At 42.2% G+C, this 25,029-nt stretch carries 23 protein-coding genes and 1 other annotated feature; of the genes, 16 read left to right on the top strand and 7 right to left on the bottom strand.

What is annotated here, in order from left to right:
- Positions 1–23: 23 nt before the first annotated feature.
- The 3 genes from NQZ91_07325 to NQZ91_07315 form a co-directional block, all read right to left on the bottom strand.
- The gene (locus NQZ91_07325) at positions 24–2,594 is read right to left on the bottom strand and encodes a YfhO family protein (protein UUM57210.1); all 2,571 of its coding nucleotides are present in this window, start codon (positions 2,592–2,594) and stop codon (positions 24–26) included.
- 38 nt (positions 2,595–2,632) lie between these two features.
- Positions 2,633–4,255: an ATP-binding cassette domain-containing protein gene (locus NQZ91_07320; protein UUM57209.1), complete on the bottom strand. Its 1,623-nt coding sequence runs from the start codon at positions 4,253–4,255 to the stop codon at positions 2,633–2,635.
- A gap of 65 nt (positions 4,256–4,320) precedes the next feature.
- Positions 4,321–5,193, bottom strand: coding sequence for a YitT family protein (locus NQZ91_07315; protein UUM57208.1), 873 nt, complete (start codon positions 5,191–5,193; stop codon positions 4,321–4,323).
- 108 nt (positions 5,194–5,301) lie between these two features.
- Positions 5,302–5,512: a binding site (T-box leader), on the top strand.
- A gap of 74 nt (positions 5,513–5,586) precedes the next feature.
- Between NQZ91_07315 and trpS the strand changes: the two genes are divergently transcribed.
- A complete protein-coding gene (gene trpS / locus NQZ91_07310) occupies positions 5,587–6,612 on the top strand; it encodes a tryptophan--tRNA ligase (protein UUM57207.1) in 1,026 nt (341 codons plus the stop codon).
- Positions 6,613–6,832: 220 nt separating this feature from the next.
- Positions 6,833–8,314 (top strand): IMP dehydrogenase, encoded by a 1,482-nt coding sequence (gene guaB / locus NQZ91_07305; protein UUM57206.1) that lies wholly within the window; start codon positions 6,833–6,835, stop codon positions 8,312–8,314.
- Positions 8,315–8,357: 43 nt separating this feature from the next.
- Here the strand turns inward: guaB and recF are convergent, their stop codons facing one another.
- Both recF and yaaA read right to left on the bottom strand, forming a co-directional pair.
- A complete protein-coding gene (recF, locus tag NQZ91_07300) occupies positions 8,358–9,452 on the bottom strand; it encodes a DNA replication/repair protein RecF (GenBank protein ID UUM57205.1) in 1,095 nt (364 codons plus the stop codon).
- Between the two features lies 1 nt (position 9,453).
- Positions 9,454–9,837, bottom strand: coding sequence for a S4 domain-containing protein YaaA (yaaA, locus tag NQZ91_07295; protein ID UUM57204.1), 384 nt, complete (start codon positions 9,835–9,837; stop codon positions 9,454–9,456).
- Between the two features lie 74 nt (positions 9,838–9,911).
- Here yaaA and NQZ91_07290 point away from each other — a divergent pair, with 74 nt between their 5' ends.
- From NQZ91_07290 to NQZ91_07235, 12 genes are all read left to right on the top strand, one after another.
- Positions 9,912–11,165 (top strand): insulinase family protein, encoded by a 1,254-nt coding sequence (locus NQZ91_07290; GenBank protein ID UUM57203.1) that lies wholly within the window; start codon positions 9,912–9,914, stop codon positions 11,163–11,165.
- Entirely contained in the window at positions 11,162–12,442 is a 1,281-nt protein-coding gene (locus NQZ91_07285; GenBank protein UUM57202.1) for an insulinase family protein, read from the top strand. The genes NQZ91_07290 and NQZ91_07285 overlap by 4 nt, the downstream gene beginning before the upstream one ends.
- A 78-nt stretch (positions 12,443–12,520) precedes the next feature.
- The gene (locus NQZ91_07280; GenBank protein ID UUM57201.1) at positions 12,521–13,378 is read left to right on the top strand and encodes a helix-turn-helix domain-containing protein; all 858 of its coding nucleotides are present in this window, start codon (positions 12,521–12,523) and stop codon (positions 13,376–13,378) included.
- Between the two features lie 10 nt (positions 13,379–13,388).
- Positions 13,389–13,928 carry a CDP-diacylglycerol--glycerol-3-phosphate 3-phosphatidyltransferase gene (gene pgsA / locus NQZ91_07275; protein ID UUM58836.1) on the top strand — a complete coding sequence of 180 codons (540 nt, stop codon included), beginning with the start codon at positions 13,389–13,391 and terminating at the stop codon, positions 13,926–13,928.
- Positions 13,925–14,761: an energy-coupling factor transporter ATPase gene (locus NQZ91_07270; GenBank protein UUM57200.1), complete on the top strand. Its 837-nt coding sequence runs from the start codon at positions 13,925–13,927 to the stop codon at positions 14,759–14,761. Before pgsA ends, NQZ91_07270 begins: the two co-directional genes overlap by 4 nt.
- On the top strand, positions 14,737–15,579 hold the full coding sequence (locus NQZ91_07265; GenBank protein ID UUM57199.1) for an energy-coupling factor transporter ATPase: 843 nt from the start codon (positions 14,737–14,739) through the stop codon (positions 15,577–15,579). The genes NQZ91_07270 and NQZ91_07265 overlap by 25 nt, the downstream gene beginning before the upstream one ends.
- A complete protein-coding gene (locus tag NQZ91_07260; GenBank protein ID UUM57198.1) occupies positions 15,572–16,369 on the top strand; it encodes an energy-coupling factor transporter transmembrane protein EcfT in 798 nt (265 codons plus the stop codon). Before NQZ91_07265 ends, NQZ91_07260 begins: the two co-directional genes overlap by 8 nt.
- Before the next feature lie 130 nt (positions 16,370–16,499).
- The gene (locus NQZ91_07255; GenBank protein ID UUM57197.1) at positions 16,500–17,195 is read left to right on the top strand and encodes a peptidoglycan-binding protein LysM; all 696 of its coding nucleotides are present in this window, start codon (positions 16,500–16,502) and stop codon (positions 17,193–17,195) included.
- Positions 17,196–17,408: 213 nt separating this feature from the next.
- Positions 17,409–18,434, top strand: a complete 1,026-nt coding sequence (locus NQZ91_07250) for an LPXTG cell wall anchor domain-containing protein (protein UUM57196.1) — start codon at positions 17,409–17,411, stop codon at positions 18,432–18,434.
- 228 nt (positions 18,435–18,662) lie between these two features.
- Entirely contained in the window at positions 18,663–20,039 is a 1,377-nt protein-coding gene (locus tag NQZ91_07245) for a HAMP domain-containing histidine kinase (GenBank protein ID UUM57195.1), read from the top strand.
- A 3-nt stretch (positions 20,040–20,042) separates the two neighbouring features.
- A complete protein-coding gene (locus NQZ91_07240) occupies positions 20,043–20,711 on the top strand; it encodes a response regulator transcription factor (protein ID UUM57194.1) in 669 nt (222 codons plus the stop codon).
- Between the two features lie 119 nt (positions 20,712–20,830).
- Positions 20,831–21,481, top strand: coding sequence for a hypothetical protein (locus NQZ91_07235; protein ID UUM57193.1), 651 nt, complete (start codon positions 20,831–20,833; stop codon positions 21,479–21,481).
- A gap of 39 nt (positions 21,482–21,520) precedes the next feature.
- On the opposite strand, the gene sdaAA is transcribed toward NQZ91_07235, so the two are convergent.
- Positions 21,521–22,393, bottom strand: coding sequence for an L-serine ammonia-lyase, iron-sulfur-dependent, subunit alpha (gene sdaAA / locus NQZ91_07230; GenBank protein ID UUM57192.1), 873 nt, complete (start codon positions 22,391–22,393; stop codon positions 21,521–21,523).
- A gap of 12 nt (positions 22,394–22,405) precedes the next feature.
- Complete coding sequence (gene sdaAB, locus NQZ91_07225) at positions 22,406–23,077, bottom strand: L-serine ammonia-lyase, iron-sulfur-dependent subunit beta (GenBank protein UUM57191.1); 672 nt, start codon at positions 23,075–23,077, stop codon at positions 22,406–22,408.
- Between the two features lie 215 nt (positions 23,078–23,292).
- Between sdaAB and mnmA the strand changes: the two genes are divergently transcribed.
- Positions 23,293–24,417, top strand: coding sequence for a tRNA 2-thiouridine(34) synthase MnmA (gene mnmA, locus NQZ91_07220; protein ID UUM58835.1), 1,125 nt, complete (start codon positions 23,293–23,295; stop codon positions 24,415–24,417).
- A gap of 159 nt (positions 24,418–24,576) precedes the next feature.
- Positions 24,577–25,029 carry an NUDIX hydrolase gene (locus NQZ91_07215; protein ID UUM57190.1) on the top strand — a complete coding sequence of 151 codons (453 nt, stop codon included), beginning with the start codon at positions 24,577–24,579 and terminating at the stop codon, positions 25,027–25,029.

The raw sequence follows: 25,029 nt of genomic DNA, 5'->3' as shown, positions 1-25,029 counted from the left end.
TTTTGCACTACAAAAACCGAGGTTTAACCTCGGTTCTTATGTCTATTGAACAAATAATTATAGAAAATAAAGAAACAGATAGCTGTCGTGGAAATTCCTAATCCCAAGTAAAATCCATGTGGAATAAATGTCAAGACGGCCTGTCGTTGACCAGGCTCTACGTCCAGTTTCATAAAACCATTTTGTGCTTTTAATATTGGTACTTTTTTACCATCGATGCTTGCAGTCCATCCCTTATCATAAGGAAGGGTTAGGAGCAGACTAGCAGGATTTTGACTTGAAAATTCTACTTCTACCTTGTTCGACTTTACAGTGGATACAACTTGCTTACTGGCTAGTATTTCCATAGCCTCAGAATATTGGCCAAGGTCTAACCGAAAAAATTGCGGTTTATCAAAGCTAACTTGTTCGTTTTCTGGAAAATGAATAGAGAAGGAAAGTTCAGTATCCTCTAAGAAATAACCAATATTGAAGAAGGAAAAGCTGTTGTCAAGTGTGAACTCATTTGACAGGTTGTTGACAGTTATGACAACTCTTTTGACAGAGTCGTTTGAGAAGCTAATATTTGGTAAATTGAGATAGACCTGGCTATTGGCTGGAACATTTAGTTTATAAGTAATAGTTGCATCGGTCTGATTGACAGGTTTATTTACAGTTATGCGGCCTCCAAGGTCAACACCATTGAATGATTGAACGTCCTTAATCTGATAAAAATACTTGTAATCCAGTCCTGTCAGTTCATTTAGAAAGGCAGATTGATTGTCCAAGGACATATTTGTAAACTTGACATCTTTGTAAACAGAATTGGTCAAAAGAGCTAATCCCTGACTGTAGTTATTCTTATAGAGACTGATACTATCGGTACTCTTCTGAAAATCAAATTCATATTTATTGGGATTTGTGCTTGCCAGATTGTAGGTTATGCCAAATAGGCTATCCGCAATCAAGGTGTTGTTCTGATAACGCAGATTTAGATTGGTACCGTCTGAACGGAAACCCATTTTATCTAAAGTAGAACTAGAAGCGCGATTGCGAATGGATGAAAATTGAGAAATACCATTATAATTGAACTTCATGCTATCATTACCGGTTTGAGGTAACAAGCGTTCCATTCGATAGAAGTATTCATTGTCACTCTCGGTCTCTTTTACAAGATTGTCAATATCTGTCAACTTTTCTTCGTAATTCGACCGACTAGGGAAATGCCACTCATCTGAAATTCCCTGAACCTGGTAATGAGTGTGGAGACCAAGTTCTAATAAGGTAAACAGTAAGAAAGAAAGTGGTATCCACTTGATATCAAACTTGAAATAATGAAGGCTGACAAGTAGAACAAGATAGGCAAAGAGAAATTCAAAACTTAGTAAAAAGTTTACAGTGTTCAAGAAATCGTAGTGATTTTTAAAAATATATGTGAGGATAAAACCGGTTGACAGAATTGTAAAGGGAAGGCAAATTTGCCATATTTTAATGCTGGTCAAATAGGTGCTGGTTTCTGCTGCTAGATAAATAATGACAATAGATAGTACCCAGGCGTAGCGGTAGAGGAACATATTTGGCGCGTGTATTCCCTGCCAGAATAGATTGAGTGGTTGTAGATAAAAACTTGCAATGATAAAGGTTACTAGCAGTCCATTTGCTAATTTTGTCTGCCATTTTATTTCTTTGACAGTAAAGTAGAGCAAGGCTAAAATTAGCGGAGTTAGTCCAACAAAAATCATCGGAATAGATCCAAATTTTGTGGTGTCAAAACTTCCAACTAGGCTCTTAGCAAAAAAGTCTAGATACCAGGAGTCCTCAGTTTTTAAGTTGACAATCTTTGTAAATGTCTCTCCGTGAGTCTTTAGGTCTAGATAGGTTGGCAGTAACATGACCATAGCAGTCAATGTTGACATAATTGACACCACTGTAAAGTCTATAAATCGAATAATTTTTTTATCGAATTTTGTTAGCTGAGCAAGTGTCCAAATCAATAAAAAGATGGCAGTCATGTAACCAAAGTAGTAGTTTTGAATGAAAAGACAGGCTAGACTGATATAGTAGATAATCCGACCTTTACCAGTCAGCATTCTGTGTAAACTCAGTAAAATAATAGGAACCAGAATAAAAACGTCCAGCCAACTGGAAATTTCTAATTGACTAGTTGAGAAACTCATGAGAGCAAGGCTGGTGGAGAGAAGTAAGCTCCATTCAGTTTTGATGTTTTTATAAATGCCTCTCAGGCTAGTATAGGTTGACAAGCCTATCAAGCCAAACTTTACAATAGTTGACAGATAAATATAGTCTGGCATGGACTGCAAGTCAAAGAAATATACTAAAGGCGATAGAAAAGAGCCCAGGTAGTAAGACGATAGGGCGTAGAAATTCAAGCCTAACCCACTTGTAAAGGTATAAAAGATTGAACTATTACCGTGTAAAGCATTCCGTAAAGTTTGATGAAAGATGACATATTGATGGAACCCATCGCTGGCCAAAATGGTTGTATCACTTCCCCACCAAATACCTTGGGTTGACAAGATAATGACCATTATTGTAAAGGGAAGAAAAAAGGCTAATAGATAAAAAATGGACTTATGTTTAAAAATTGATTTCATAAATTTATAAGAAAAGGCGATAAAATCGCCTTTTTTGATTATGCTTTCCAGAGTTCTTGAACTTTTGCCTGTACTTCAGCATTTTCAAGGAACTCATCATAGGTCTCATCGATACGGTCAATGACCCCGTTTTTCGAGATGACAACGATGTGGTTGGCAATGGTTTGAATGAATTCATGGTCGTGACTGGCAAAGATAACGGACTCTTTGAAGTCTTTCACGCCATCGTTAAGGCTAGAGATGGATTCCAAGTCCAAGTGGTTGGTTGGGTCATCCAGCAAGAGGACGTTTGACTTGAGCAGCATGAGCTTAGATAGCATGACACGGACTTTTTCTCCCCCTGACAAGACGTTGACAGACTTCTTGACTTCGTCGCCTGAGAAAAGCATACGACCAAGGAATCCACGCAAGAATGTATCGTCGTCTTCACCTTTTTCAGCGAACTGACGGAGCCATTCCAAGATAGATTCGCCAGTTGCGAAGTCTTTTGTATTGTCTTTTGGCAGGTAAGATTGTGAAGTGGTTACACCCCATTTGATGGTTCCTTCATAGTCGATGTCGCCAGCCAGGGCACGCATAAGGGCAGTTGTCTGGATGTCGTTTTGACCGATGATAGCGGCCTTATCACCTGGACGGAGGATAAAGCTGATATTGTCCAAAATCGTCTCTCCATCGATAACAACCTTGAGATTTTCAACTGTCAGCAGGTCGTTACCAATCTCACGCTCGGCCTTGAAGTTGATAAATGGGTACTTACGGCTGGATGGAATGATTTCTTCCAACTCGATTTTATCCAGCATTTTTTTACGAGAGGTTGCCTGTTTGGATTTTGAAGCGTTGGCAGAGAAACGGGCAACGAATTCTTGCAATTCCTTGATTTTTTCTTCCGCCTTAGCATTGCGGTCAGCCTGTAAACGGGCTGCCAATTCAGATGATTGTTTCCAGAAGTCGTAGTTACCGACAAAAATTTTGATTTTACCGAAATCTAAGTCCGCCATGTGGGTACACACTTTGTTGAGGAAGTGGCGATCGTGGGATACGACGATGACGGTATTTTCAAAATCAATCAAGAAATCTTCTAACCAGTTGATAGACTGGATGTCCAAACCGTTGGTCGGCTCGTCCAGCAGAAGGACGTCTGGCTTACCAAAGAGGGCCTTGGCCAAAAGCACCTTAACCTTTTCACCGTTGGTTAATTCGCTCATGTTTTGGTAGTGGCGGTCTTCAGCAATGTTCAGGTTTTGGAGCAATTGTGAAGCCTCAGCTTCAGCTTCCCAGCCACCAAGCTCGGCAAATTCGCCCTCCAACTCGGCAGCACGGACACCGTCTTCATCAGAAAAATCTTCCTTCATGTAAATAGCATCTTTTTCCTTCATAATGCTATATAGCTGCTCATTTCCCATGATAACCACGTCAATCACGCGCTCATCTTCGTAGTCAAAGTGATTCTGACGGAGGACGGACAAACGCTCGTCTGGACCGAGTGAAATGTGGCCAGTTGTTGGCTCAATATCTCCTGCTAAAATCTTCAGGAAAGTTGATTTACCGGCACCGTTGGCACCAATCAAACCGTAGGTATTTCCAGCTGTAAACTTGATGTTGACATCGTCGAATAATTTGCGGTCGCTAAAGCGGAGCGACACGTCTGATACTGTAAGCATAGTTTCTCCTATTTTCTGTCTATTAGATTTATTGTACTAGAAAGCAGTCTAAACTTCAATTATAATCATCCTGGGATCAAAATATCTTCGTCATAGGATTTATGATCTTTTTGTAAGCTGAAGCCGCGACCACGAACTTGGCTAGCTGGTAAGATAATAATAAAGGCTGTTTCGTCAATTTGGAGTATATGATTTTCCAATTTTTGTACTTCTGGGATAGAAACAGTTGTCATTAACATACGTTTTTCAGACCCAGTATAGCCACCAATTACGGGCAATTCTGTTACTCCACGGTCCACTTCGGTTGTGATATAGGATTTGATTTCCTTGTATTTTTGGGAAATAATAAAAAGGTTTCGAGAAGAGTTTGTACCCGTCATCATACGGTTGATCACATAGCTGATGGTCATCAAGGCAAGGATGGAGTACATGACAGTATCAGGATCGAAGGCGATAAAGCCAAGGCCAACGATAATACCATCAATAATAACCATGGTTTGACTGAGTGATAGGGGAGAATACTTATGGATAAATTGGATGAGGATGCCTGTTCCTCCCGTTGATGAATTACCGAGAAAGACAAGTCCGAGACCAAAACCTAGAACAATACCGCCAAAAATTGCAGCAAGTAAAGGATTATCGGTCAAATTTGGCAAACCAGCTGTTAATTTCATGCAGAATGGATAGAGGATGGCACCGTAAACAGTTTTTACAAAGACAGATTTCCCAAGGAAATAGAAACAAATTACCAGGAGAGGAATATTGCAGAATAGTACAAAGGTAGCTGGGTCCCAACCGAATAATGTGTTTAGGGCAATGGCCAGGCCACCAATTCCTCCAGATACAATATTACTTTCCAGAAAAAAACTATTGAAGCCAATAGCCATAATGATGCTACCCGCCGTCACAAATGAAATATCTTTTAACTTGTCTTTCATGATTTCTCCTTTAATACTATATTCTAATATACACGCACGTTCTATTATGCAGAATTTTAAGCCAATCGTCAAGGCTTTCTCAGCTTGACTTTCTTTTAGTTAGCAGTTATAATGATAATCAATCAGAAGAGTAGTAAAGGAACGGTTTTTAGAGAGCTTGTGGTCGGTGTAAACAAGTAATTCTTCTTTATGAATGGGCTGATGGTAAATAGAAATCTGAACAAATAAGGATTTGGCTAGCAGGCCTTATGTGCAAAGAGAAATGAATGGCTTTACTGTTCATAAGCTAAGGTGGTACCGTGTCCTTGACGCCCTTGCACAGACTTGTGCTGGGCTTTTATTTTTGTTCACAATAAGTTTACAGTGTTGTAAATAAGTGTAAAAGGAGAAGTTATGACAAAACCAATTATTTTAACAGGCGATCGACCGACCGGAAAATTACATATTGGTCATTATGTAGGTTCCTTGAAAAATCGTGTGCTCTTACAGAATGCAGGCAATCATGAATTATTTGTATTTTTGGCAGACCAGCAGGCTTTGACAGACCATGCTAAAGAACCGCAGAAGATTATTGAGTCGGTTGGTAACGTAGCCTTGGACTACTTAGCGGCAGGTCTCGATCCAGCTAAGACAACCATTTTCATCCAAAGTCAAATTCCAGAATTGGCTGAATTGACTATGTACTATATGAACCTGGTGTCAGTTGCTCGTCTGGAACGCAATCCGACTGTCAAGACAGAAATTGCCCAGAAGGGCTTTGGTGAAGGCATTCCAGCAGGTTTCTTGGTCTACCCGGTTTCTCAGGCTGCAGATATTACAGCTTTCAAGGCAAACTTTGTACCAGTTGGAACCGATCAAAAGCCCATGATTGAGCAGACCCGTGAGCTGGTTCGTAGTTTTAATCACGCTTATCAGACGGATGTTTTGGTGGAACCAGAAGGGATTTACCCTGAAAACGAGGCTGCAGGTCGTTTGCCGGGGTTGGATGGCAATGCCAAGATGTCTAAATCACTTGGCAATGGGATTTATCTGGCAGATGACATGGACACTTTGAAAAAGAAAGTCATGTCCATGTATACCGACCCGAACCATATCCGTGTCGAGGATCCGGGTCAGATTGAAGGAAATATGGTTTTCCATTATTTGGATGTTTTTGGTCGTGAGGAAGATCAGGCTGAGATTGAGGCCATGAAGGAGCATTACCAGCGCGGTGGTCTGGGAGATGTCAAAACCAAACGCTATCTTTTGGATATCTTAGAACGTGAGTTGGGGCCAATCCGTGAGCGTCGCATCGAGTTTGCCAAAGATATGGGACAGGTCTATGCTATGTTAGAGGCAGGCAGTCAAAAAGCTCGTCAAGTAGCAGCAACTACTCTGGACCAAGTCAAGGATGCTATGGGAATCAACTATTTTAAATAGGACTAACGAATGAAGAAGTGATGTTGAAAAACGTTGCTTTTTTATTTTTAATTGTGATTTTTTAAAACCAAAACGTTCGTAAATGTTTTATATTTTAGGAAAGAATTTTCTGGATTTTTATGTTTAATGATATTAAGACGAATAATGATTGACAAATATTCTTAAAATGTTATCATAGATAAAATAAATTTCAAACAAAAGAGAAAAGAGGAAATCATCCATGTCAAATTGGGAAACTAAATTTTTGAAAAAAGGCTTTACATTTGATGATGTCTTGCTCATTCCGGCTGAGAGCCATGTCTTGCCGCACGATATTGACTTAAAGACACAGTTAGCTCCGAATTTGACCCTCAATCTTCCTATCATTTCAGCAGCTATGGATACGGTAACTGACAGCAAAATGGCGATTGCTATGGCGCGTGCAGGTGGTCTGGGTGTCATTCACAAGAATATGTCCATTGCAGAGCAGGCAGATGAAGTGCGTAAGGTAAAACGTTCTGAAAATGGTGTTATTATTGATCCTTTCTTCTTAACACCAGAGCATACAATTGCAGAGGCTGAAAAATTGATGGCGACTTACCGTATTTCAGGTGTACCGATTGTTGAAACCCTGGAAAATCGCAAACTGGTGGGTATTATTACCAACCGTGATATGCGTTTTATCACCGATTACTCACAGCCGATTTCTAGCAATATGACCAGCGATGGTTTGGTAACAGCTCCTGTTGGAACGGATTTGGAAACTGCTGAGGCGATTCTCCACCAACACCGTATTGAAAAATTGCCTTTGGTGGATGAAAATGGTCGTTTGTCAGGCTTGATTACGATTAAAGACATTGAAAAAGTGATTGAATTTCCAAATGCTGCCAAGGATGAATTTGGTCGTCTCTTGGTAGCTGGTGCGGTCGGTGTCACTTCTGATACTTTTGAACGTGCGGAGGCTCTCTTTGAAGCTGGTGCAGATGCCATTGTTATTGACACAGCTCATGGGCATTCTGCTGGTGTTCTCCGTAAGATTGCGGAAATTCGTGCCCACTTCCCAGACCGTACTTTGATTGCAGGTAATATTGCTACAGCTGAGGGAGCTCGTGCCCTTTACGAGGCTGGTGTGGATGTTGTCAAGGTGGGTATTGGACCTGGTTCTATCTGTACCACTCGTGTTATTGCGGGTGTTGGTGTACCACAGGTTACTGCTATTTACGATGCTGCTGGCGTTGCGCGTGAGTATGGTAAGACCATCATTGCGGACGGTGGTATCAAGTATTCAGGTGATATTGTTAAGGCCTTGGCTGCTGGTGGTCATGCGGTTATGTTGGGGTCAATGTTTGCAGGAACAGATGAAGCACCGGGGGAAACAGAAATCTTCCAAGGACGTAAATTCAAGACCTACCGCGGTATGGGCTCTATCGCAGCCATGAAACAAGGTTCTAAGGATCGTTATTTCCAAGCTTCTGTCAATGAGGCAAACAAGCTGGTTCCAGAAGGTATTGAAGGTCGTGTCGCTTATAAAGGTTCTGTTGCAGATATGATTTTCCAAATGGTCGGTGGTCTCCGCTCAGGTATGGGTTATGTCGGAGCAGGCAACCTGACAGAATTACGTGAAAATGCTCAATTTATTGAAATGTCAGGCGCTGGTTTGAAAGAAAGTCACCCACACGACGTTCAAATTACAAACGAAGCACCAAACTATTCCGTACAATAATTGACAAAACTGTAAATAAAAAAGAAAGACTTGTAAACGATGTTTACAAGTCTTCTTTTACAGTTCCCTTGGAAATATGGAATATTTTTAGACTTTCTGGGAGTTGATGGAGATGGTCTAGCGAAGTTGTCGTGATAAAGGTTTGAATTTTATCTGTGATGGTTTCCAGTAATTTGACTTGACGGCTATTGTCCAATTCACTCATCACATCGTCGAGCAGTAAAATCGGATATTCTCGCGTAATTTCTTTCATGAGCTCAATCTCAGCCAGTTTAAGAGAGAGAACGAGGCTACGATGTTGACCTTGGCTACCATAATGGGCATTCATACCATTGATGAAGAAAGCAATATCGTCTCTGTGAGGTCCCACTCCAGTATTTTTTTTGAACAAATCTCGTTTCCGACTTTTTTCTAATTCTGTCAAGAAATCGTCAACCAGGTTGACAGAGTCTGTCAACGAAACAGATGATAGGTAGTCAATCCGAAGTTCTTCTCTTTGACCAGAAATTTCGGCTACTTTTCGGCTACCAAATTCCTCTAATTTTTTGAGGAAATCAATCCGATGCTGGATAACACGACTACCGTAATCAGCTAGTTGATAGTCTAGTACGCTGAGAAAATCCATGTCAACTTTTTCGGTTGATTTTAGATAGGTATTTCGCTGTTTGAGAACGTGATTGTAGTTGGACAAGTCTGATAGGTAGACGGGTTTTATTTGCCCCAACTCAACGTCAATAAATTTTCGGCGGAGGGCAGGTGCTCCTTTGATGAGCTGTAAATCTTCCGGTGCAAAAAGAACAACGTTCAAGTGCCCGATATAGTTGGACAATTTGGCTTGTTTGAGGTGATTAACCTTGGTCACCCGCCCCTTTTCTGTCAAGTTGATGTCAAGTGGAAGTTTACCGCTAGTCCGGTGGAGTAAACCTTGAATGGATAACTCTTTTTCTTCAAATTGGAGTAAATCCTTATCTGAACGAGTGCGGTGACTGCGTGTCAAAGCTAGAAAATAAATAGACTCTAAAATGTTGGTCTTACCCTGTGCATTCTGTCCCAAAAAGACATTGAGCCCTTGATGGAACTCAATATCTAATTTGTCATAATTGCGAAAGTGGCGTAGTTGTAATTTTTCTAACCACATCTTAGGTACCTGGGAAACGGACAGGCTTCCTGTTAACCTTCTTTACAGATTTCTTGACAGGAGGAGCTTGTTTCTTCTGCTTTTTGTTTTCTTGGTTGAGTTTTTTTACGATAGCAGCAACACGAGCTTTTTCAGCTTGATCTTCTTGGTGCTGTAGAATTTCTTCCTGACTTGGAGCCACAAGGTTGATGTCAATGCCGTGGTCCGGTAGACTGATTTTGTCACCGACACGGATTTTCTTACCTCGTCTTTTTTCATCCTCTCCATTAAACAGGATGGTATTCTCTTCTAAAAAGCCCTTGATAGCCCCGCCGGAATGCACAATTCCAGTTGTTTTGAGCAGAGCTTGTAGGGTAATGTAGTCGTCGAATAATTTAAATTCCATAAGTCACCTCGTTACAGAATATTATAACACAATTTGGTATAATGGAAGGTACAATGTTTTGAAAGAGGCAAAGTATGAAATTACAAGAAGGTGTTGAGCTTCATTTTATTGAATCAGATAAATTCACGACCAATCGAATTCGTGTGCGGTTTGCGGCGGAGATGAGTGAACAGACGGTTGCAGGACGTGTATTGGTGGCGAATTTGCTAGAAATGGGCAATCAAGATTATCCTAGTGCCCAACGCTTGCGGATGCGTTTGGCAGAACTCTACGGAGCTCATTTTTCAACTTCTGTATCAAAGAGAGGACGAGTTCATTTTGTGGATTTGACGATTTCCTACATCAACCCTCACTATTTGCCTGAACAAGAGGATATTACCGGTGAGATTATTGATTTTCTTGAGGCCTGTCTCTTCAAACCTTTGAAGAACGGCAGTGCCTTTAAGGAAGATGTCTTTGCAGTTGAGAAAAATAATCTACTTAGTTTTTTAGAAACTGAGGTGGAGGACAATTTTTATCATGCGGATGTTGAGATGAGTAAACTTTATTATGAGGATGAGGCAGTTCAAATTCCCCGTGTTGGACGGATTGATTTGGTTGAGCAGGTAACGGCGGAGACGGCCTTCAAAACCTATAGTAACATGCTGCGCTTGGATAAGATTGATATTTTCGTTCTCGGTCAGGTAGACCAGGCTTTGGTGCAAGAAAAGTTTTCATCTTTCAGTTTTAAATACCGTAACCCCAAGTTGGAATTAGAATACCAGCAAGCTTATTCTAAGGTTACTAGGGAGAGAGTTGAGCGAAAAGAGGCTCGTCAATCGATTTTAGAACTAGCTTACCATTTACAGGTGGTTTACAATGATGTAAACTATCCAGCCTTATTGGTTTTCAATGGTTTACTGGGTGCTTTTTCCCATTCAAAATTATTTATGAATGTGCGGGAAAAAGAAAGTTTGGCCTATACGATTGGCAGTCAGATTTCAATCTTTTCAGGGATGTTGAAGATTTATGCCGGTATCAACAGACAAGATAAACTCAAGGCTATCAAGTTGATTAGACAGCAAGTTATGGCTCTTAAGCAGGGGAAGTTTACAGAGGATGACCTAAATTTGACAAAAAATATGCTGGTTCATTCTGCAACTCTGGCTCAGGATAGGCAAAATAATTTACTGGAACAAGTTTACAATCAGGTCACCATGGGTCAAAGGAATGTGACATTGGAAGAGTGGATTGAGGCTGTAAACAAGGTATCTAGAGAGGACATTTTACGAGTTGGTCAGCTGGTGCGTTTACAGGCTGTTTACTTCATGGAGGGCATTAAAGAATGAGAATTAGAAGAAAAAAGTACCCCTACATGAAGGAAGTACTCTATTATGCGACAGTTGACAATGGGTTGACAGTTACCTTTCTTCCCAAAACAGATTTTAAGGAAACCTATGGTATCTTGACCACAGAATTTGGTGCCCTCCATACTCATTTTAAAAAGAAGGGACAGGAATTTTCCTATCCTGAAGGGATTGCTCATTTTCTGGAGCATAAATTATTCGAGACTGCTGATGAAGATGATGTGATGAATTTGTTTGCGGATTTGGGGGCTAGTGCCAATGCCTATACTAGCTTGAGGCAGACTAGCTACCTCTTTTCAACAACGGAAAATGTTTTGGAATGTCTGGCCTTGCTCCAGCAGTTTGTCCGTGAGCCACATTTTACGGCTGAAAATGTGTCCAAGGAGCAGGGGATTATTGGTCAAGAGATTGAGATGTATCAGGATGATGCGGACTACCGTCTCTATACAGGTATATTGTCGTCCCTTTATCCAGAAACAGCCCTGGCTCACGATATCGCTGGCACGATTGAATCTATCAAGGCTATCACTGCTGAGGATTTATATGAAAATTTTGAGACTTTTTATCATCCTTCAAAGATGAGCCTGTTTGTCATTGGGAATTTTGATGTTAAGAAGGTCTGGAAACAGGTAAAAACTTTCCAGCTTGCCCAGAATGATACAGAGATTGAGCCGATTGAGCATTTGCCGGTTAAAAAGTTGGATATTTTGAAAAATCGGACTGAGTATTTTGAAGTGGCCAGCCCTAAATTGGCATTAGGTCTGCGAGGTAACGATTCCATTTCTCTCGCTAACTTACCATCCTATCGAATCAGCCTGCAACTTTTGTTTGCCATGCTTTTTGGTTGGACATCACAGCGTTACCAGACCTTGTATGATCAGGGGAAAATTGATTCGTCCTTCCATTTCCAGGTTGAGGTAACACCAGACTATCATCATGTCATTTTTTCAGCGGATACCAAGGAACCAATCAGTTTATCAGCCAGCTTGCGCAAGGCTGTCAGCCGTTTCGTCAAGGATCCGGATGTTTCGGAGGAACACTTGGCCCTGCTGAAGAAGGAAATGTACGGGGATTTTATTCGTAGTCTCAATTCTTTGGAATTTACGGCCAGCCATTTTGTAGCCAATAGTTTGGAGGGGGCAAGTATTTTCGACCTTCCTCAGTTGATAGAATCTATCGGTCTGCAGGATGTCTTGGAAGTGGGTCAAGCCTTTATTGAGAACTGTGATATGACAGATTATATGATTTTTCCGAAATAATTAGCAACTTATCATCGAAATTTCATGAGTTTTTTGTTAAAATATTATATTGAAAATTATTGTAAGTGAGAGGAAACTATGATCCAGAAAAGTATAGGAGAGGTATTGCGGTCTGCCCGAGAGAGTCGCGGTTGGAATTTTGTAGAAATTCAGCGATTGACGGGGATTCAAGCTAAGTACTTACAGGCCTTAGAATTTAATAACTTTGATGTCATACCAGACCCATCCTATACGCGTTCTTTCTTGCAAAAATATGCGGAAGTACTAGACCTAGATGGTGATGTCCTGGTAGATGCTTTTATGACAAATAGTTTGGTCATCTATCATGAGGATGGGCAGGAAGAAGAGCATGCTTCAGAATTAAAACGAAGCTATAAGGTTAGAAAGAAGAAGCCGTCGATTTTACCATTGGTTTACCTGCTACTAGCTGCGACCTCTATCTTTATCTTGTTGACCTATGTCGTGTTGAATAGAGTTCAGAATCAAGAACGAAAAGAGTCGGCTCCGTCGACTGTCCAGGTGGTTTCAGAGAGTTCCCCAGCATCGACAGAGGAAGCAAGTGATACATCTTCTACAAGTACAGATGAATCCTCTAGTTCATCTAGTCAAGAGGAGTTGGCTTCAGGGACTTTAACGACCTCGGGTGGCGGCTCAGAGTTGACAGTCGTCCTTTCTGAACACGCGGGTCCAGTTGAGGTGGAACTTTCAGTGACAGATGCTACTAGCTGGGTCAGTCTATCTGATACAGAAATTGCGGGTGGATTTGTTCTATCTCCAGAAACCAATACAGTCACGGCGACTATTCCAGAAGGCATAAACGCCGCTAATCTGGTTTTAGGTGTGACAGAGGGTGTCTCTATCAAAATTGCTGGCAATAGTTTGGATACGTCAGCCATCACAGCTGATCCTGGAGTTATCTATTTAACGGTTGAATAATATGAAAAAAATGAAAAAAGAAAACATACCCAACGCCTTGACGGTAGGACGGATACTGGTGATTCCGATTTTTATCCTACTCTTGACCGTCTGGAAAGATGCACTGAGCCATTATTTGGCTGCGATTATTTTTGCCTTGGCTAGTGTGACAGACTATTTGGATGGCTATCTGGCCCGCAAATGGCAGGTTGTGACCAACTTCGGAAAATTTGCCGATCCCATGGCTGATAAGATTTTAGTTATGACGGCCTTCATCATGCTGGTGGAGCTTGGTTTTGCCCCTGCCTGGGTGGTGGCTATTATCATCTGTCGTGAGTTGGCCGTGACAGGCCTTCGCCTATTGTTGGTAGAAAATGGTGGTACTGTGCTAGCTGCGGCTATGCTAGGTAAAATCAAGACCTTCTCACAGATGTTTGCCATTATTTTTCTCCTATTGCACTGGAATTTGCTCGGTCAAATCACGCTCTATATCGCACTCTTTTTCACCCTCTACTCAGGCTATGATTATTTCAAGGGTGCGTCTTATTTATTTAAAGATACATTCAAATGACAGATATTATCCAAGTAAAGCATCTCAAGTATAAATACGAAGAAGAAGCTGAAAATTATACCTTAAACGACGTGACGTTTCACGTGAAACAGGGGGAATGGTTGTCCATTATCGGCCACAATGGTTCAGGAAAGTCAACGACGGTTCGTCTGATTGATGGTCTTTTGGAGGCTGAGTCTGGAGATATTTTTATCGATGGAGATAAGTTGACTGTTGACAATGTTTGGGACAAGCGTCGCTTGATTGGTATGGTTTTCCAAAATCCAGATAATCAATTCGTCGGGGCAACGGTTGAGGACGATGTGGCCTTTGGTTTGGAAAACCAAGGCATCCCCTTGGCTGAAATGCGTCAGCGCGTCCAGGAGGCGCTTGAATTGGTTGGAATGGATGATTTCAAGATTAGAGAACCAGCTCGTCTATCTGGCGGTCAGAAACAACGTGTTGCCATTGCTGGTGTGGTTGCCTTGCGTCCAAAGATTATTATTTTGGACGAGGCGACCTCCATGCTGGATCCAGAGGGGCGCCTGGACTTGATTCAGATTGTTAAAGATATTAAGGATCAGCATGGCATGACGGTTATCTCCATTACACATGACCTGGATGAGGTAGCGCTTAGTGATCGGGTTATTGTTATGAAAAATGGTCAAGTAGAGTCGATTTCGACACCAGCTGACTTGTTTATGCGGGACGATTTGGCTGATTTGGACTTGGCCCAGCCCTTTACGGCAGAATTGGCCCAGTCCTTGCGTCAGGCTGGACTAGCTGTTCCGCTCCGCTATTTTACAGAGGAAGAATTAGAGGAAACTGTATGGGAATTCATCTCCAAGAAGTAAGCTATACCTATCAGGCCGGCACTCCTTTTGAGGGGCGGGCGCTTTTTGGTGTTGATTTGGAGATTGTGGACGGGTCCTATACGGCATTGATTGGTCATACTGGATCCGGGAAGTCGACGATTTTACAGCTTTTGAATGGTCTTAATGTACCGACAGAAGGCAGTGTGGTCATCGATGATGTGGTTATCACGGGCACATCTCAAAATAAGGATATCAAGCAGGTGCGTAAGAAAGTCGGCTTGGTCTTTCAGTTTCCAGAAAGCCAGGTCTTTGATGAGACTGTCTTGCAGGATGTGGCATTCGGTCCGCAGAATTTTGGTGTTTCTAAGGAAGAGGCTGAGAAGATTGCGCGTGAAAAATTGGCTCTGGTTGGTATTTCAGAGGAAGTCTATGACCGCAGTCCCTTTGATTTGTCTGGAGGTCAGATGCGCCGTGTAGCCATTGCGGGCATCCTGGCTATGGAACCGTCTGTTTTAGTTCTGGATGAGCCGACTGCTGGTTTGGATCCGGCTGGTCGTCAAGAGCTGATGGATATTTTCAAGAAACTCCATGCGAATGGGATGACCATTGTCTTGGTGACGCATCTGATGGATGACGTGGCTAATTATGCTGATTTTGTCTACATCATGGAAAAGGGCAAGCTGGTTCGTTCTGGCAAGCCGATTGATGTTTTCCAAGAGGTTGATTTTTTGGAATCGATTCAGCTGGGTGTTCCCAAAATCACCAAGTTTGCTGCCAATCTGGAGCGCAGGGGCTTTGTTTTTGAGCGCTTGCCTATTACGATTGAGGAATTTACAAGGATGGTGACGCATGGATAAGTTAATTTTAGGTCGCTACATTCCTGGTGACTCGCTGTTGCATCGCCTAGACCCTCGAAGTAAGCTCTTGGCCATGTTTGCCTTTCTGTTAATTATTTTCTGGGCCAATAATCTGGTAACCAATGCGCTGTTGATTGCCTTTGTTCTCGGTTTGATTTTGCTCTCTCGCATTCGCTTGTCCTTTTTCATCAATGGTGTCAAGCCCATGATTGGGATTATCCTGTTTACCACTTTCTTCCAGATTTTCTTTACACCAGGAACAAGGGTTTTGTGGGAATTCTGGATTTTCAAATTGTCGGTGGAAGGTTTGCAACAGGCGGCAGTGATTTTTGTGCGCTTTGTCCTGATTATCTTCTTTTCAACTCTCCTAACTCTGACAACGACACCACTTAGTTTGGCAGATGGTATTGAGGCGGGGCTTGCTCCTCTCAAGAAAATCAAGGTGCCAGTTCATGAAATTGGGCTTATGTTGTCCATGAGTTTGCGTTTTGTGCCGACCTTGATGGACGACACGACTCGGATTATGAATGCTCAGCGGGCGCGTGGTGTTGACTTCAATGAAGGAAATATCATTCAAAAGGTTAAGTCTGTTATCCCTATTTTGATACCGCTTTTTGCATCTAGTTTTAAGCGAGCAGATGCCCTGGCGACAGCTATGGAGGCTCGAGGTTATCAGGGGGGCGATGGCCGGACCAAGTATCGGGTACTGGATTGGAAGTTGGCAGATAGCCTAGCAATTCTGACTATGATTTGTTTGGGATTGCTCTTATATTTTTTGAAAACCCCTTAAAAAACACGAACAATCGTGTTTTTTAGTAAAAAACAAACAATGCTGTAATATTTGTAATGGAATTATAAAACAAAAGTAATAATCAAGTTGTAAGATAGTTTCAGTCATATGAGAGGAAACTATATATTTTATGACATTTACAAAAAAATTGAAAAATGTAATTATCGGAGTAGCGACCGCCCTCGTAGCACTTACAGCTGGCGTTGCTATCGCTGATACCTACCATTCTGAATTTAGCATTGCTGATTTTGTTGACCAATCTACCAATTCTTCAGCTGTTGCAGCCAAAGAGGATACGATAAAGAAAACATATGAATCCAAGGAAGAGAAAAAGGTTTCTGATGTAAAAAAAGAAGAAAAGAAGCCAGAGAGTACTGAGGAAAGTACGACGACTGAAGCTTCCAAAGCGGAAGAAGTTGCTCCAGCTACAGAAACAAGTCAAGTAGCTAGCCCTGAGACAACCCCAGAAGTACAACAGCCCGTTGTTCAAGTTGCTCAACCTGAATATCAACAAGTACAGGTGCAACAAGTTGCTACTGAAGCTGTCCAAGCCCAACCTGTAGCTCAGGTTCAAGCAGCCCAGCCAGTTGTTACTGTAGGTGTCGGTGAAGCAGCTGCCAAAGAATTTATTGCTCAAAAAGAGTCTGGTGGCAGCTATACAGCTCAAAATGGTATCTACTATGGTCGTTACCAGCTCACAAGTTCTTACCTAAATGGTGATTTTTCACCTGAAAACCAGGAGCGTGTAGCAGACAACTATGTATTGCAACGTTACGGTTCATGGGAAAATGCCTACCAGTTCTGGATTGCCAATGGTTGGTATTAAGCTAACCAGAGGCCTGTATGAGATATTCGAGGATGAGATAGTTAGGACAGGCGATTGCTTGTCCATTTTTTTGTAAAAAAGGGTAAAAATATAAAAATTCTGCAACAAAATGCTTGACAACCGATATATATATAGATATAATGGAGTTATATCTATAGGAATATAGGTAAATGAGATTATACTATTTCTGACAAAATAGGGGAAGGAATCATTATGTCAAATAATACAATCAAGTTTTCACTTAGAAAAACTTCAATCGGTTTGTTGTCACTAGCAGCAATTGCTGTTGCAGGTACAGCAACTGTATCTGCAGCTGAAGTTGAGGTTGCTAACGTTACAGCGCATGGTACCGGTGTAACAGCTGATCCAATTCCAACGTTTGATTTGAATACAGGTGAATTGACAGCTAAAGGTTCAAGCGTATTGAATTCTGACTACAAACCAGCTTTGGATCCAAGCACAGTTGATATCCACGTTCATGGAGAAGGAACTACTACAGAGGTCCCAGAAGTTAAACTTGCTTTTGAAAATGGCGAACCATATGTTTATGCTACAGGTACTGGTGTAACAGCTTCTGCAGAACTACCAGCTTTGGACCCAAGCACAGTTGATATTCAAGTAAATGGTGAAGGCGTTACTGCACCAGCTTTGGAAGAAGCTAAAGTAGCCTTGGATGAGAATGGTTTGTATCTTACAAATGTACCAACTGAAGCACCAACAGCAGAAGCACTTCCAACAGTTCAAATTGGTGGTAAAGACGGTGACTATTACCTTTATACAAACGGTGAAGGTACGACAGCTGCAGAATTGCCAACAATCGATCCTTCAACGATTGAAGGAGCAATCGAAACAGCTAAAGGTGAGAGTGTAAAAGCTCCAGTACTTCCATCAATCGACCCAGCTAGCCTTGTTGCTCCAGCACCAGCAGTAGTTACTCCAGCACCAGCAGTAGTTACTCCAGCACCAGCAGCAGTTACTCCAGCACCAGCAGCAGTTACTCCAGCACCAGCAGCAGTTACTCCAGCACCAGCAGCAGTTACTCCAGCACCAGCAGCAGTTACTCCGGCACCAGCAGCGGTAACTTCAGCAGCAGTAGCTTCAGAACCAGTTGCTAAAACTACTTCTACTACTGCAGCAACACTCCCAAATACTGGTCAAACAAATAGTCTTGTGTATTTGCTTCCAGCATTGGGTCTCCTTGGTGCAGCAGCAGTTGTAGCTAAGAAAAAAGAAATCTAATCACATCCTATTAAGAGAGGCAGAATTTGCCTCTTTTTTCGTTTATATGACTTTCAGCTCTTAGGCTTTATCGGCTGAAAGATAGAACAGAACGTAAGCATTCAAAATGTAAGTTGGTATTTGAGAAACGAGTTATGGTTAGAGTTATCGTGAATTTGAAGCAAGAAAACTTTACAAATAGATGGATTTTGCTTATAATGTTGGAAAAATTAAGGAAGAAAATGGCAGATGAATTTACAAAAACGGATTTTTCGTCTGAATATGCTGATGCTGGGGATTTCCCTGCTTGCCATGTTGGCCATCAGTGTCTTTGTTGTCAATAACATTTACCTGAATCGGAGTAGTTTATTGTCCACAAGCCAGAAAACAGCAACGAGTCAAACCAGCATTGAAGAATTTTCGGGAACAGATTATGTCAGTCTGGCGGAGAAACTAGCAAGTGGAGGGGCTCAGCTCTACGTGGAGAGTGACGGTTATATTTTGTTTTCCAATATCCAGGAAGATGTAGAGGATATCACAGCGGTTGGAATTAGTGAGATCACTCATTTGACCTACATTGATGAGGAAATTGTAATCAGTCGGCAGTTGAGAACGCAGGGGCAAACAGTCTCCCTCTATGCAGTAATTGAAGATACGGAAGACCAACAAGACGCTAGGGAATTCCAGACCTTCTTGTTACAAATTGCGTTGATGGGTGGTACTGGTATTGCAGTCATTTTGACCTTGAATTTGATGGTTACCAGACGCATCCTGCAGGCCATTATGAAACCGATGGATGAACTCCACAAGGGGGTTGAGCGGATTCGCAAGGGAAATTACCAGGAAAATCTAGATTATAGCGGTGATCGAGAATTTGAAGAATTGACAGAAGGTTTCAACCAAATGCAGACAAGCTTGTTGGAGGCTCAGGAGAAAAATCGCCTGTATGAACAGAATCGGACCCAGATGGTAACGGATATATCCCATGATTTACGGACACCTCTTACATCCATTAAAGGCTATACCAAGGGAATTTTAGACGGAATCGCCAATACAGATGAAAAGCGGCAGAACTACCTGAATATTATCTATCAAAAATCATTGATCATGGAGAAATTGCTGGAAAAATTATTCGTTTTCTCTCAATTAGAGACTGACAAATTGCCATTTGATACAGTAGCAGTCAACTTGAGGGATGTGTTCGAAGCCTACATCAGTGAGAAGAAGGCAGAATTGGTAGATGAAGCAATTGAATTTCGCCTAAAAGTGACAGAGGAATTACCTGTTGAATTGGACCCAGTCCAATTTAGGCGGATTTTGGATAACTTGGTAGACAATGCGCGAAAATATGCTACTGCTAACCCGCTTTTGTTGACCATTTCAGGCTCTACTGACGGAAATCAAGTGGTTTGGACCTTTGCTGATAATGGCCAAGGCGTTTCTAAGGACCAGCTAGACAAACTCTTTACGGAATTTTACCGGGTAGATCAGGCCCGTCAGCAAGTGGATGGACATGGACTAGGACTCTCAATTGTAAACAATATTGTGCATCGTCTAGGTGGCACAATCGTGGTTGAAAATAAGGCTGGCTTGACCTTTACCATTCGTCTACCTAAGAAAGGATAAGAAATGACACGTATATTGATTGCTGAAGATGATATCGAAATTGCACAGCTTGAGCGAGATTATTTGGAAATGCAGGGGTATCAAGTCGATGTCATAACAGATGGTGCCCTAGTTGAAAAGCAGATTCGAACAGAAACCTATAATCTTTTACTTTTAGATGTCATGCTCCCTAACAAAACTGGCTATGATATTTGCCGCGACCTCCGTAACCAAGTAGATTTTCCTATTCTGATGGTGACGTCCAAACAAGAAACTATGGATGTCGTTCGGGGCTTAGGCTTAGGAGCAGATGACTATATCAGCAAACCCTTTGATCCCATGGAGTTGGTTGCGCGTGTGAAAGCCCATTTGACCCGCTACCAACGCCTGCAATCTACCAAAGAGGAGAAGGAACTGCGGGTTGGTGATTTGGTGATTTATTTGGAGAGTTGGAAGGTGGAAAAAGCAGGGCAGTCAATCAAGTTGCCCAATAGGGAGTTTGAATTACTTGTCCACCTAGCTCAACATCCTAACCGGGTCTTTTCAAAAGATCAACTGTTTGAGACAATCTGGGGCTATGACTATGTAGGCGATAGTGCAACAGTAACTGTCCATATTAATCGACTGAGGGATAAGCTGGGAGCAAATTTGATTGAAACGGTTTGGGGCGCGGGTTACCGACTTAATGCATAAATTCTTTCGAATTTGTTTAGAAATTGTTTAGGAACTTTACCTAAAGTGTTGAGAATTGTCCTCTATAATAGACTTATCAGCAAAGAGCTGAAGAAAATAGTAAAAAAGAGGAAACACAAATGGAAAACCAAAACGAAAACAAGCAAATTATCGAGCAAGAAGTGCAAACGGAAGAAAAATCATCTCTCCTAACCAGTTTAAAAACAAAAGTAAGTACGATGAGTAAAAAATCAATTATCTTGCTTTCAGCAGGGGCTCTACTCTTGGTAACAGGTGGATTTGTCGCAGCTGAAATATATGAAAATCGTTTGGAAGCTTTAGAAACTCAAGTTGAACAGAGCCTGGGTCTATCAGATGATGATGATAATCAAGTCACCACGGCCCAGTCAGTTGTTGCAAGCTCTAGCTCAACAGCATCAAGTAGTACAACAGCAGCTTCTTCAACAACTACAACAGCGATCACAGCTGAGCAAGTTGCAGCAGGTTACGGCATTACTTTGGTAGATAGTTCAGAGCTAGATGGAATTTATACAGCTACGGTCGGAAATGATACGTATACCTTGACCATCAAAGGCAATCAAGGTAGCCTGGTTGAAGTTGACAATGATGGGGAACAAGATAGTGAATTAGTCGTTTTGGACCTTGAGAAAAAAATTGCCTATATCGATGGCGAAGCGGATACTTACAGCTTGAGTGGATCAACTTTGACCTTGACAGAAGTTGACACCAACGATACGACCTTGGATAAAATCAGCTTTACAAAACAATAAGAAAAGGACCGTAATGGTCCTTTAATCTTGACAAGATTGTCAATTTTCGCCAAAGATTTCTTGTGCCAGTCGGCGACCAGTTGGTGTGGCAGCCAGGCCTCCTTCGGCAGTCTCACGGAAGGCGGTTGGTAGGGCAGAGCCTACTTGGTACATGGCATTGATGACTTCATCTACAGGGATTTTGGATTCAATTCCTGCCAGTGCCATATCTGCGGCCACCATAGCGTAGCTAGCTCCCATTGCATTTCGTTTGACACATGGGACTTCTACCAGACCTGCGACTGGATCACAGATCAGCCCTAGCATATTTTTGATGACAAAGCAGATGGCTTGGCTAGCCTGGTAGGGACTTCCTCCAGCAGCAAGGGTTAATGCCGCTGCGGACATAGCAGAGGCAGAGCCAACTTCTGCTTGACAGCCTCCTTCTGCTCCAGAGATGGAGGCGTTGTTGGCAATAACTAGACCGAAGGCTCCAGCTGTAAAGAGGAAGTCAAGTTGTTGCTCTTCCGTCAAGCTTAACTTGTCAATAGCAACACCAAGAACGGCAGGCAAACAACCAGCAGAGCCAGCAGTTGGGGTGGCACAGACCAAGCCCATTTTGGCGTTCAACTCGTTGACAGCCATAGCATTTCTTGCTGCGGATAGGATAGAGGAATCAGATAGCGTCTTGCCCTTTTTCATATAAGTGTCCAACTTGGCAGCATCACCACCTGTCAATCCAGAAACGGACTTGCTTTCTGTTAATCCGTCAACAATTGACGCTTTCATAACTGTCAAGTTTCTTGACATGATTGCCAAGATTTCTTCTCGGCTACGCCCTGTCAATTCAATTTCAGTCGCAATCATGAGTTCGGCAACATTACCAGAAAACTGTTCAGCTTGTTGGACCAATTCTTCAATTGTATAAAACATATTCTCCCCTTTCTAGTTGAAGAAGGTGACATTGTGCAGATGGGGAATTTTTTCGATTTCTGCAATGGAATTTTCACACTGACGGGCATCCACTTCGATAATCATAATAGCTTTTTCGCCTGCTTGTTCACGGGTCACGTTCATTTGAGCAATGTTTATACCGTATTTGGACAAGATATCTGTCACTTTGGCAATCATACCTGGAACATCCTGGTGAACGATGATAATAGTCGGGGTATTCATATTGAGGTTGACAGAAAAGCCGTTGAGCTCCGTTACTTGAATATTGCCTCCACCAATTGAAACGCCTGTGGCTGAGATAGATTTCTTCTCGTTTTTTATGATGATTCGGGTGGTATTGGGATGGGGGGTATTGCTGTCCTTATTGACACGCCAGTAAACCTTAATACCTCGTTCTCTTGCAATATCCAGAGAGTTAGGAATACGAGGATCATCCGTATCCATGCCTAAAATGCCTGCTACTAAGGCCACATCAGTGCCATGGCCGCGATAGGTTTTGGCAAAGGAGTTGTAAAGTTGGAATTCGACCTCGGTTGGCTCATCACCAAAGATAGAGGATACAATTTTCCCTATTCGGACCGCCCCAGCCGTATGGCTAGAGGAAGGGCCAATCATAACAGGTCCGATAATATCAAAGACCGATTGAAATTTTAAATTTGTCATAACTATCCTCACGTTTTTCTTAATACTATTATATCAAATTTTTGATTTGGATAGAATGCCTAGATGAATGGGGTTTCAATACCAAATTCCTGTTTCTTCTCCCTTTTGTGTGGTATAATACAAGTTGTTCAAAATCGACCTTCAAATCGTTTTTTGAAAAAATTTTGGAATACGACCTTCAAATCGTTATTTCAACGAAAAGATGGGAGAAGATGATGTCAATAGACAATTCGAAAACCCGTGTTGTTGTCGGTATGAGTGGCGGTGTGGATTCATCGGTTACGGCTCTCTTGCTCAAGGAGCAGGGCTACGATGTGATCGGCATCTTCATGAAAAACTGGGATGACACGGATGAAAATGGCTTCTGTACAGCAACAGAAGATTATAAGGATGTGGCTGCGGTGGCAGACCAAATCGGCATTCCTTACTACTCTGTCAACTTTGAAAAAGAGTATTGGGACCGCGTATTTGAGTACTTCCTAGCAGAGTATCGAGCAGGCCGCACACCCAATCCAGATGTCATGTGTAACAAGGAAATCAAGTTCAAGGCTTTCTTGGATTACGCTATGAACTTGGGTGCGGACTATGTGGCGACGGGGCATTATGCTCAGGTGTCACGCGACGAGGACGGTACAGTCCATATGCTGCGTGGGGCAGACAATGGCAAGGACCAGACCTATTTCCTCAGCCAACTCTCACAGGAACAGTTGCAGAAAACCATGTTTCCGCTCGGCCATTTACAAAAGCCTCAGGTGAGGGAAATAGCAGAGCGAGCAGGCTTGGCGACAGCTAAGAAGAAAGACTCGACAGGTATCTGCTTTATCGGTGAGAAGAACTTCAAAGAATTTTTAGGGCAGTATTTGCCAGCCCAGCCCGGTCGCATGATGACCGTTGACGGTCGTGATATGGGAGAACATACAGGCCTCATGTACTATACGATCGGCCAGCGGGGCGGGCTTGGTATCGGAGGACAAATCGGTGGGGATAATGAACCTTGGTTTGTTGTCGGAAAAGACCTGTCCAAAAATATCCTCTATGTCGGACAAGGCTTCTATCATGAGTCCTTGATGTCAACTTCTTTACAGGCTAGTCAAGTTCATTTTACACGTGATATGCCTGAAGAATTCACACTTGAGTGTACAGCTAAGTTCCGCTACCGTCAACCAGACAGTCAAGTAACTGTCAAGGTAAGAGGTGATGAGGCAGAAGTCATATTTGAAGAGCCACAACGGGCTATCACACCAGGACAAGCCGTTGTTTTCTATGACGGACAAGAATGTCTGGGCGGTGGCATGATTGATATGGCCTACAAGGATGGAGTGGCTTGTCAGTATATTTAGTTGACAGGTTTGTAAAGATTGTTTGACTTGACTTGTCAGGACAATTTGATACAATATTTCTAACAAGAACTATGATGGTCAAAGCTCATGGGAATTGTAGGCTTTTTTGTCCTGCAATTTTCGAGAGTTTTGGCTATTTTTTGCGATTGGGGAGAGAAGATGGATTTCAGAACGAGACACGACAATCAAATCTTCGGTGTTCGGGCAACGGGCTTGGTGGTACAAGATGAGAAACTTTATCTCGTTAAGTCGCCTGAAGGGAAATACTACACTTTGGGTGGAGCTATTCAGCTTGGCGAAACAACGGAAGAGGCTGTCCTGCGGGAAATGCAAGAAGAAATCGGAATTGAGGTGGAACTTGGACCACTAGCTTTCATCGTTGAAAATCAGTTCACCTTGCAGGAGAAATCCTATCATCAGATTGAATTTCTCTATATAGTTACCCCACTGTCTAATCCAGCTACCAATCTGGAAGAAGGGAATTCTGTTCGCCAGTGTGAATGGGTTGCTTTTGCGGACTTAGAGAAACTAGATCTCAATCCAGCCTTTCTTAAGACCGAGTTAGCCAACTGGGACGGACAACTAAAGCATTTTATGAACAAAGACAACTAA

The organism is Streptococcus suis (assembly GCA_024583055.1).
GTDB lineage: Bacteria > Bacillota > Bacilli > Lactobacillales > Streptococcaceae > Streptococcus > Streptococcus suis_V.
This window is presented reverse-complemented; position numbering and strand designations above follow the sequence as displayed.

Excerpts from the sequence above, each read along its gene's own strand:
- pgsA (UUM58836.1), top strand. The coding sequence starts at position 13,389 with ATGAAAAAAGAAAACATACCCAACGCCTTGACGGTAGGACGGATACTG.
- yaaA (UUM57204.1), bottom strand. The coding sequence starts at position 9,837 with ATGGAATTTAAATTATTCGACGACTACATTACCCTACAAGCTCTGCTC.
- NQZ91_07290 (UUM57203.1), top strand. The coding sequence starts at position 9,912 with ATGAAATTACAAGAAGGTGTTGAGCTTCATTTTATTGAATCAGATAAA.
- NQZ91_07240 (UUM57194.1), top strand. The coding sequence starts at position 20,043 with ATGACACGTATATTGATTGCTGAAGATGATATCGAAATTGCACAGCTT.
- NQZ91_07315 (UUM57208.1), bottom strand. The coding sequence starts at position 5,193 with ATGAAAGACAAGTTAAAAGATATTTCATTTGTGACGGCGGGTAGCATC.
- NQZ91_07215 (UUM57190.1), top strand. The coding sequence starts at position 24,577 with ATGGATTTCAGAACGAGACACGACAATCAAATCTTCGGTGTTCGGGCA.
- mnmA (UUM58835.1), top strand. The coding sequence starts at position 23,293 with ATGTCAATAGACAATTCGAAAACCCGTGTTGTTGTCGGTATGAGTGGC.
- NQZ91_07260 (UUM57198.1), top strand. The coding sequence starts at position 15,572 with ATGGATAAGTTAATTTTAGGTCGCTACATTCCTGGTGACTCGCTGTTG.
- NQZ91_07250 (UUM57196.1), top strand. The coding sequence starts at position 17,409 with ATGTCAAATAATACAATCAAGTTTTCACTTAGAAAAACTTCAATCGGT.
- NQZ91_07285 (UUM57202.1), top strand. The coding sequence starts at position 11,162 with ATGAGAATTAGAAGAAAAAAGTACCCCTACATGAAGGAAGTACTCTAT.
- recF (UUM57205.1), bottom strand. The coding sequence starts at position 9,452 with ATGTGGTTAGAAAAATTACAACTACGCCACTTTCGCAATTATGACAAA.
- sdaAB (UUM57191.1), bottom strand. The coding sequence starts at position 23,077 with ATGACAAATTTAAAATTTCAATCGGTCTTTGATATTATCGGACCTGTT.
- NQZ91_07325 (UUM57210.1), bottom strand. The coding sequence starts at position 2,594 with ATGAAATCAATTTTTAAACATAAGTCCATTTTTTATCTATTAGCCTTT.
- NQZ91_07320 (UUM57209.1), bottom strand. The coding sequence starts at position 4,255 with ATGCTTACAGTATCAGACGTGTCGCTCCGCTTTAGCGACCGCAAATTA.
- NQZ91_07255 (UUM57197.1), top strand. The coding sequence starts at position 16,500 with ATGACATTTACAAAAAAATTGAAAAATGTAATTATCGGAGTAGCGACC.
- NQZ91_07265 (UUM57199.1), top strand. The coding sequence starts at position 14,737 with ATGGGAATTCATCTCCAAGAAGTAAGCTATACCTATCAGGCCGGCACT.
- sdaAA (UUM57192.1), bottom strand. The coding sequence starts at position 22,393 with ATGTTTTATACAATTGAAGAATTGGTCCAACAAGCTGAACAGTTTTCT.
- guaB (UUM57206.1), top strand. The coding sequence starts at position 6,833 with ATGTCAAATTGGGAAACTAAATTTTTGAAAAAAGGCTTTACATTTGAT.
- trpS (UUM57207.1), top strand. The coding sequence starts at position 5,587 with ATGACAAAACCAATTATTTTAACAGGCGATCGACCGACCGGAAAATTA.
- NQZ91_07270 (UUM57200.1), top strand. The coding sequence starts at position 13,925 with ATGACAGATATTATCCAAGTAAAGCATCTCAAGTATAAATACGAAGAA.
- NQZ91_07245 (UUM57195.1), top strand. The coding sequence starts at position 18,663 with ATGAATTTACAAAAACGGATTTTTCGTCTGAATATGCTGATGCTGGGG.
- NQZ91_07235 (UUM57193.1), top strand. The coding sequence starts at position 20,831 with ATGGAAAACCAAAACGAAAACAAGCAAATTATCGAGCAAGAAGTGCAA.
- NQZ91_07280 (UUM57201.1), top strand. The coding sequence starts at position 12,521 with ATGATCCAGAAAAGTATAGGAGAGGTATTGCGGTCTGCCCGAGAGAGT.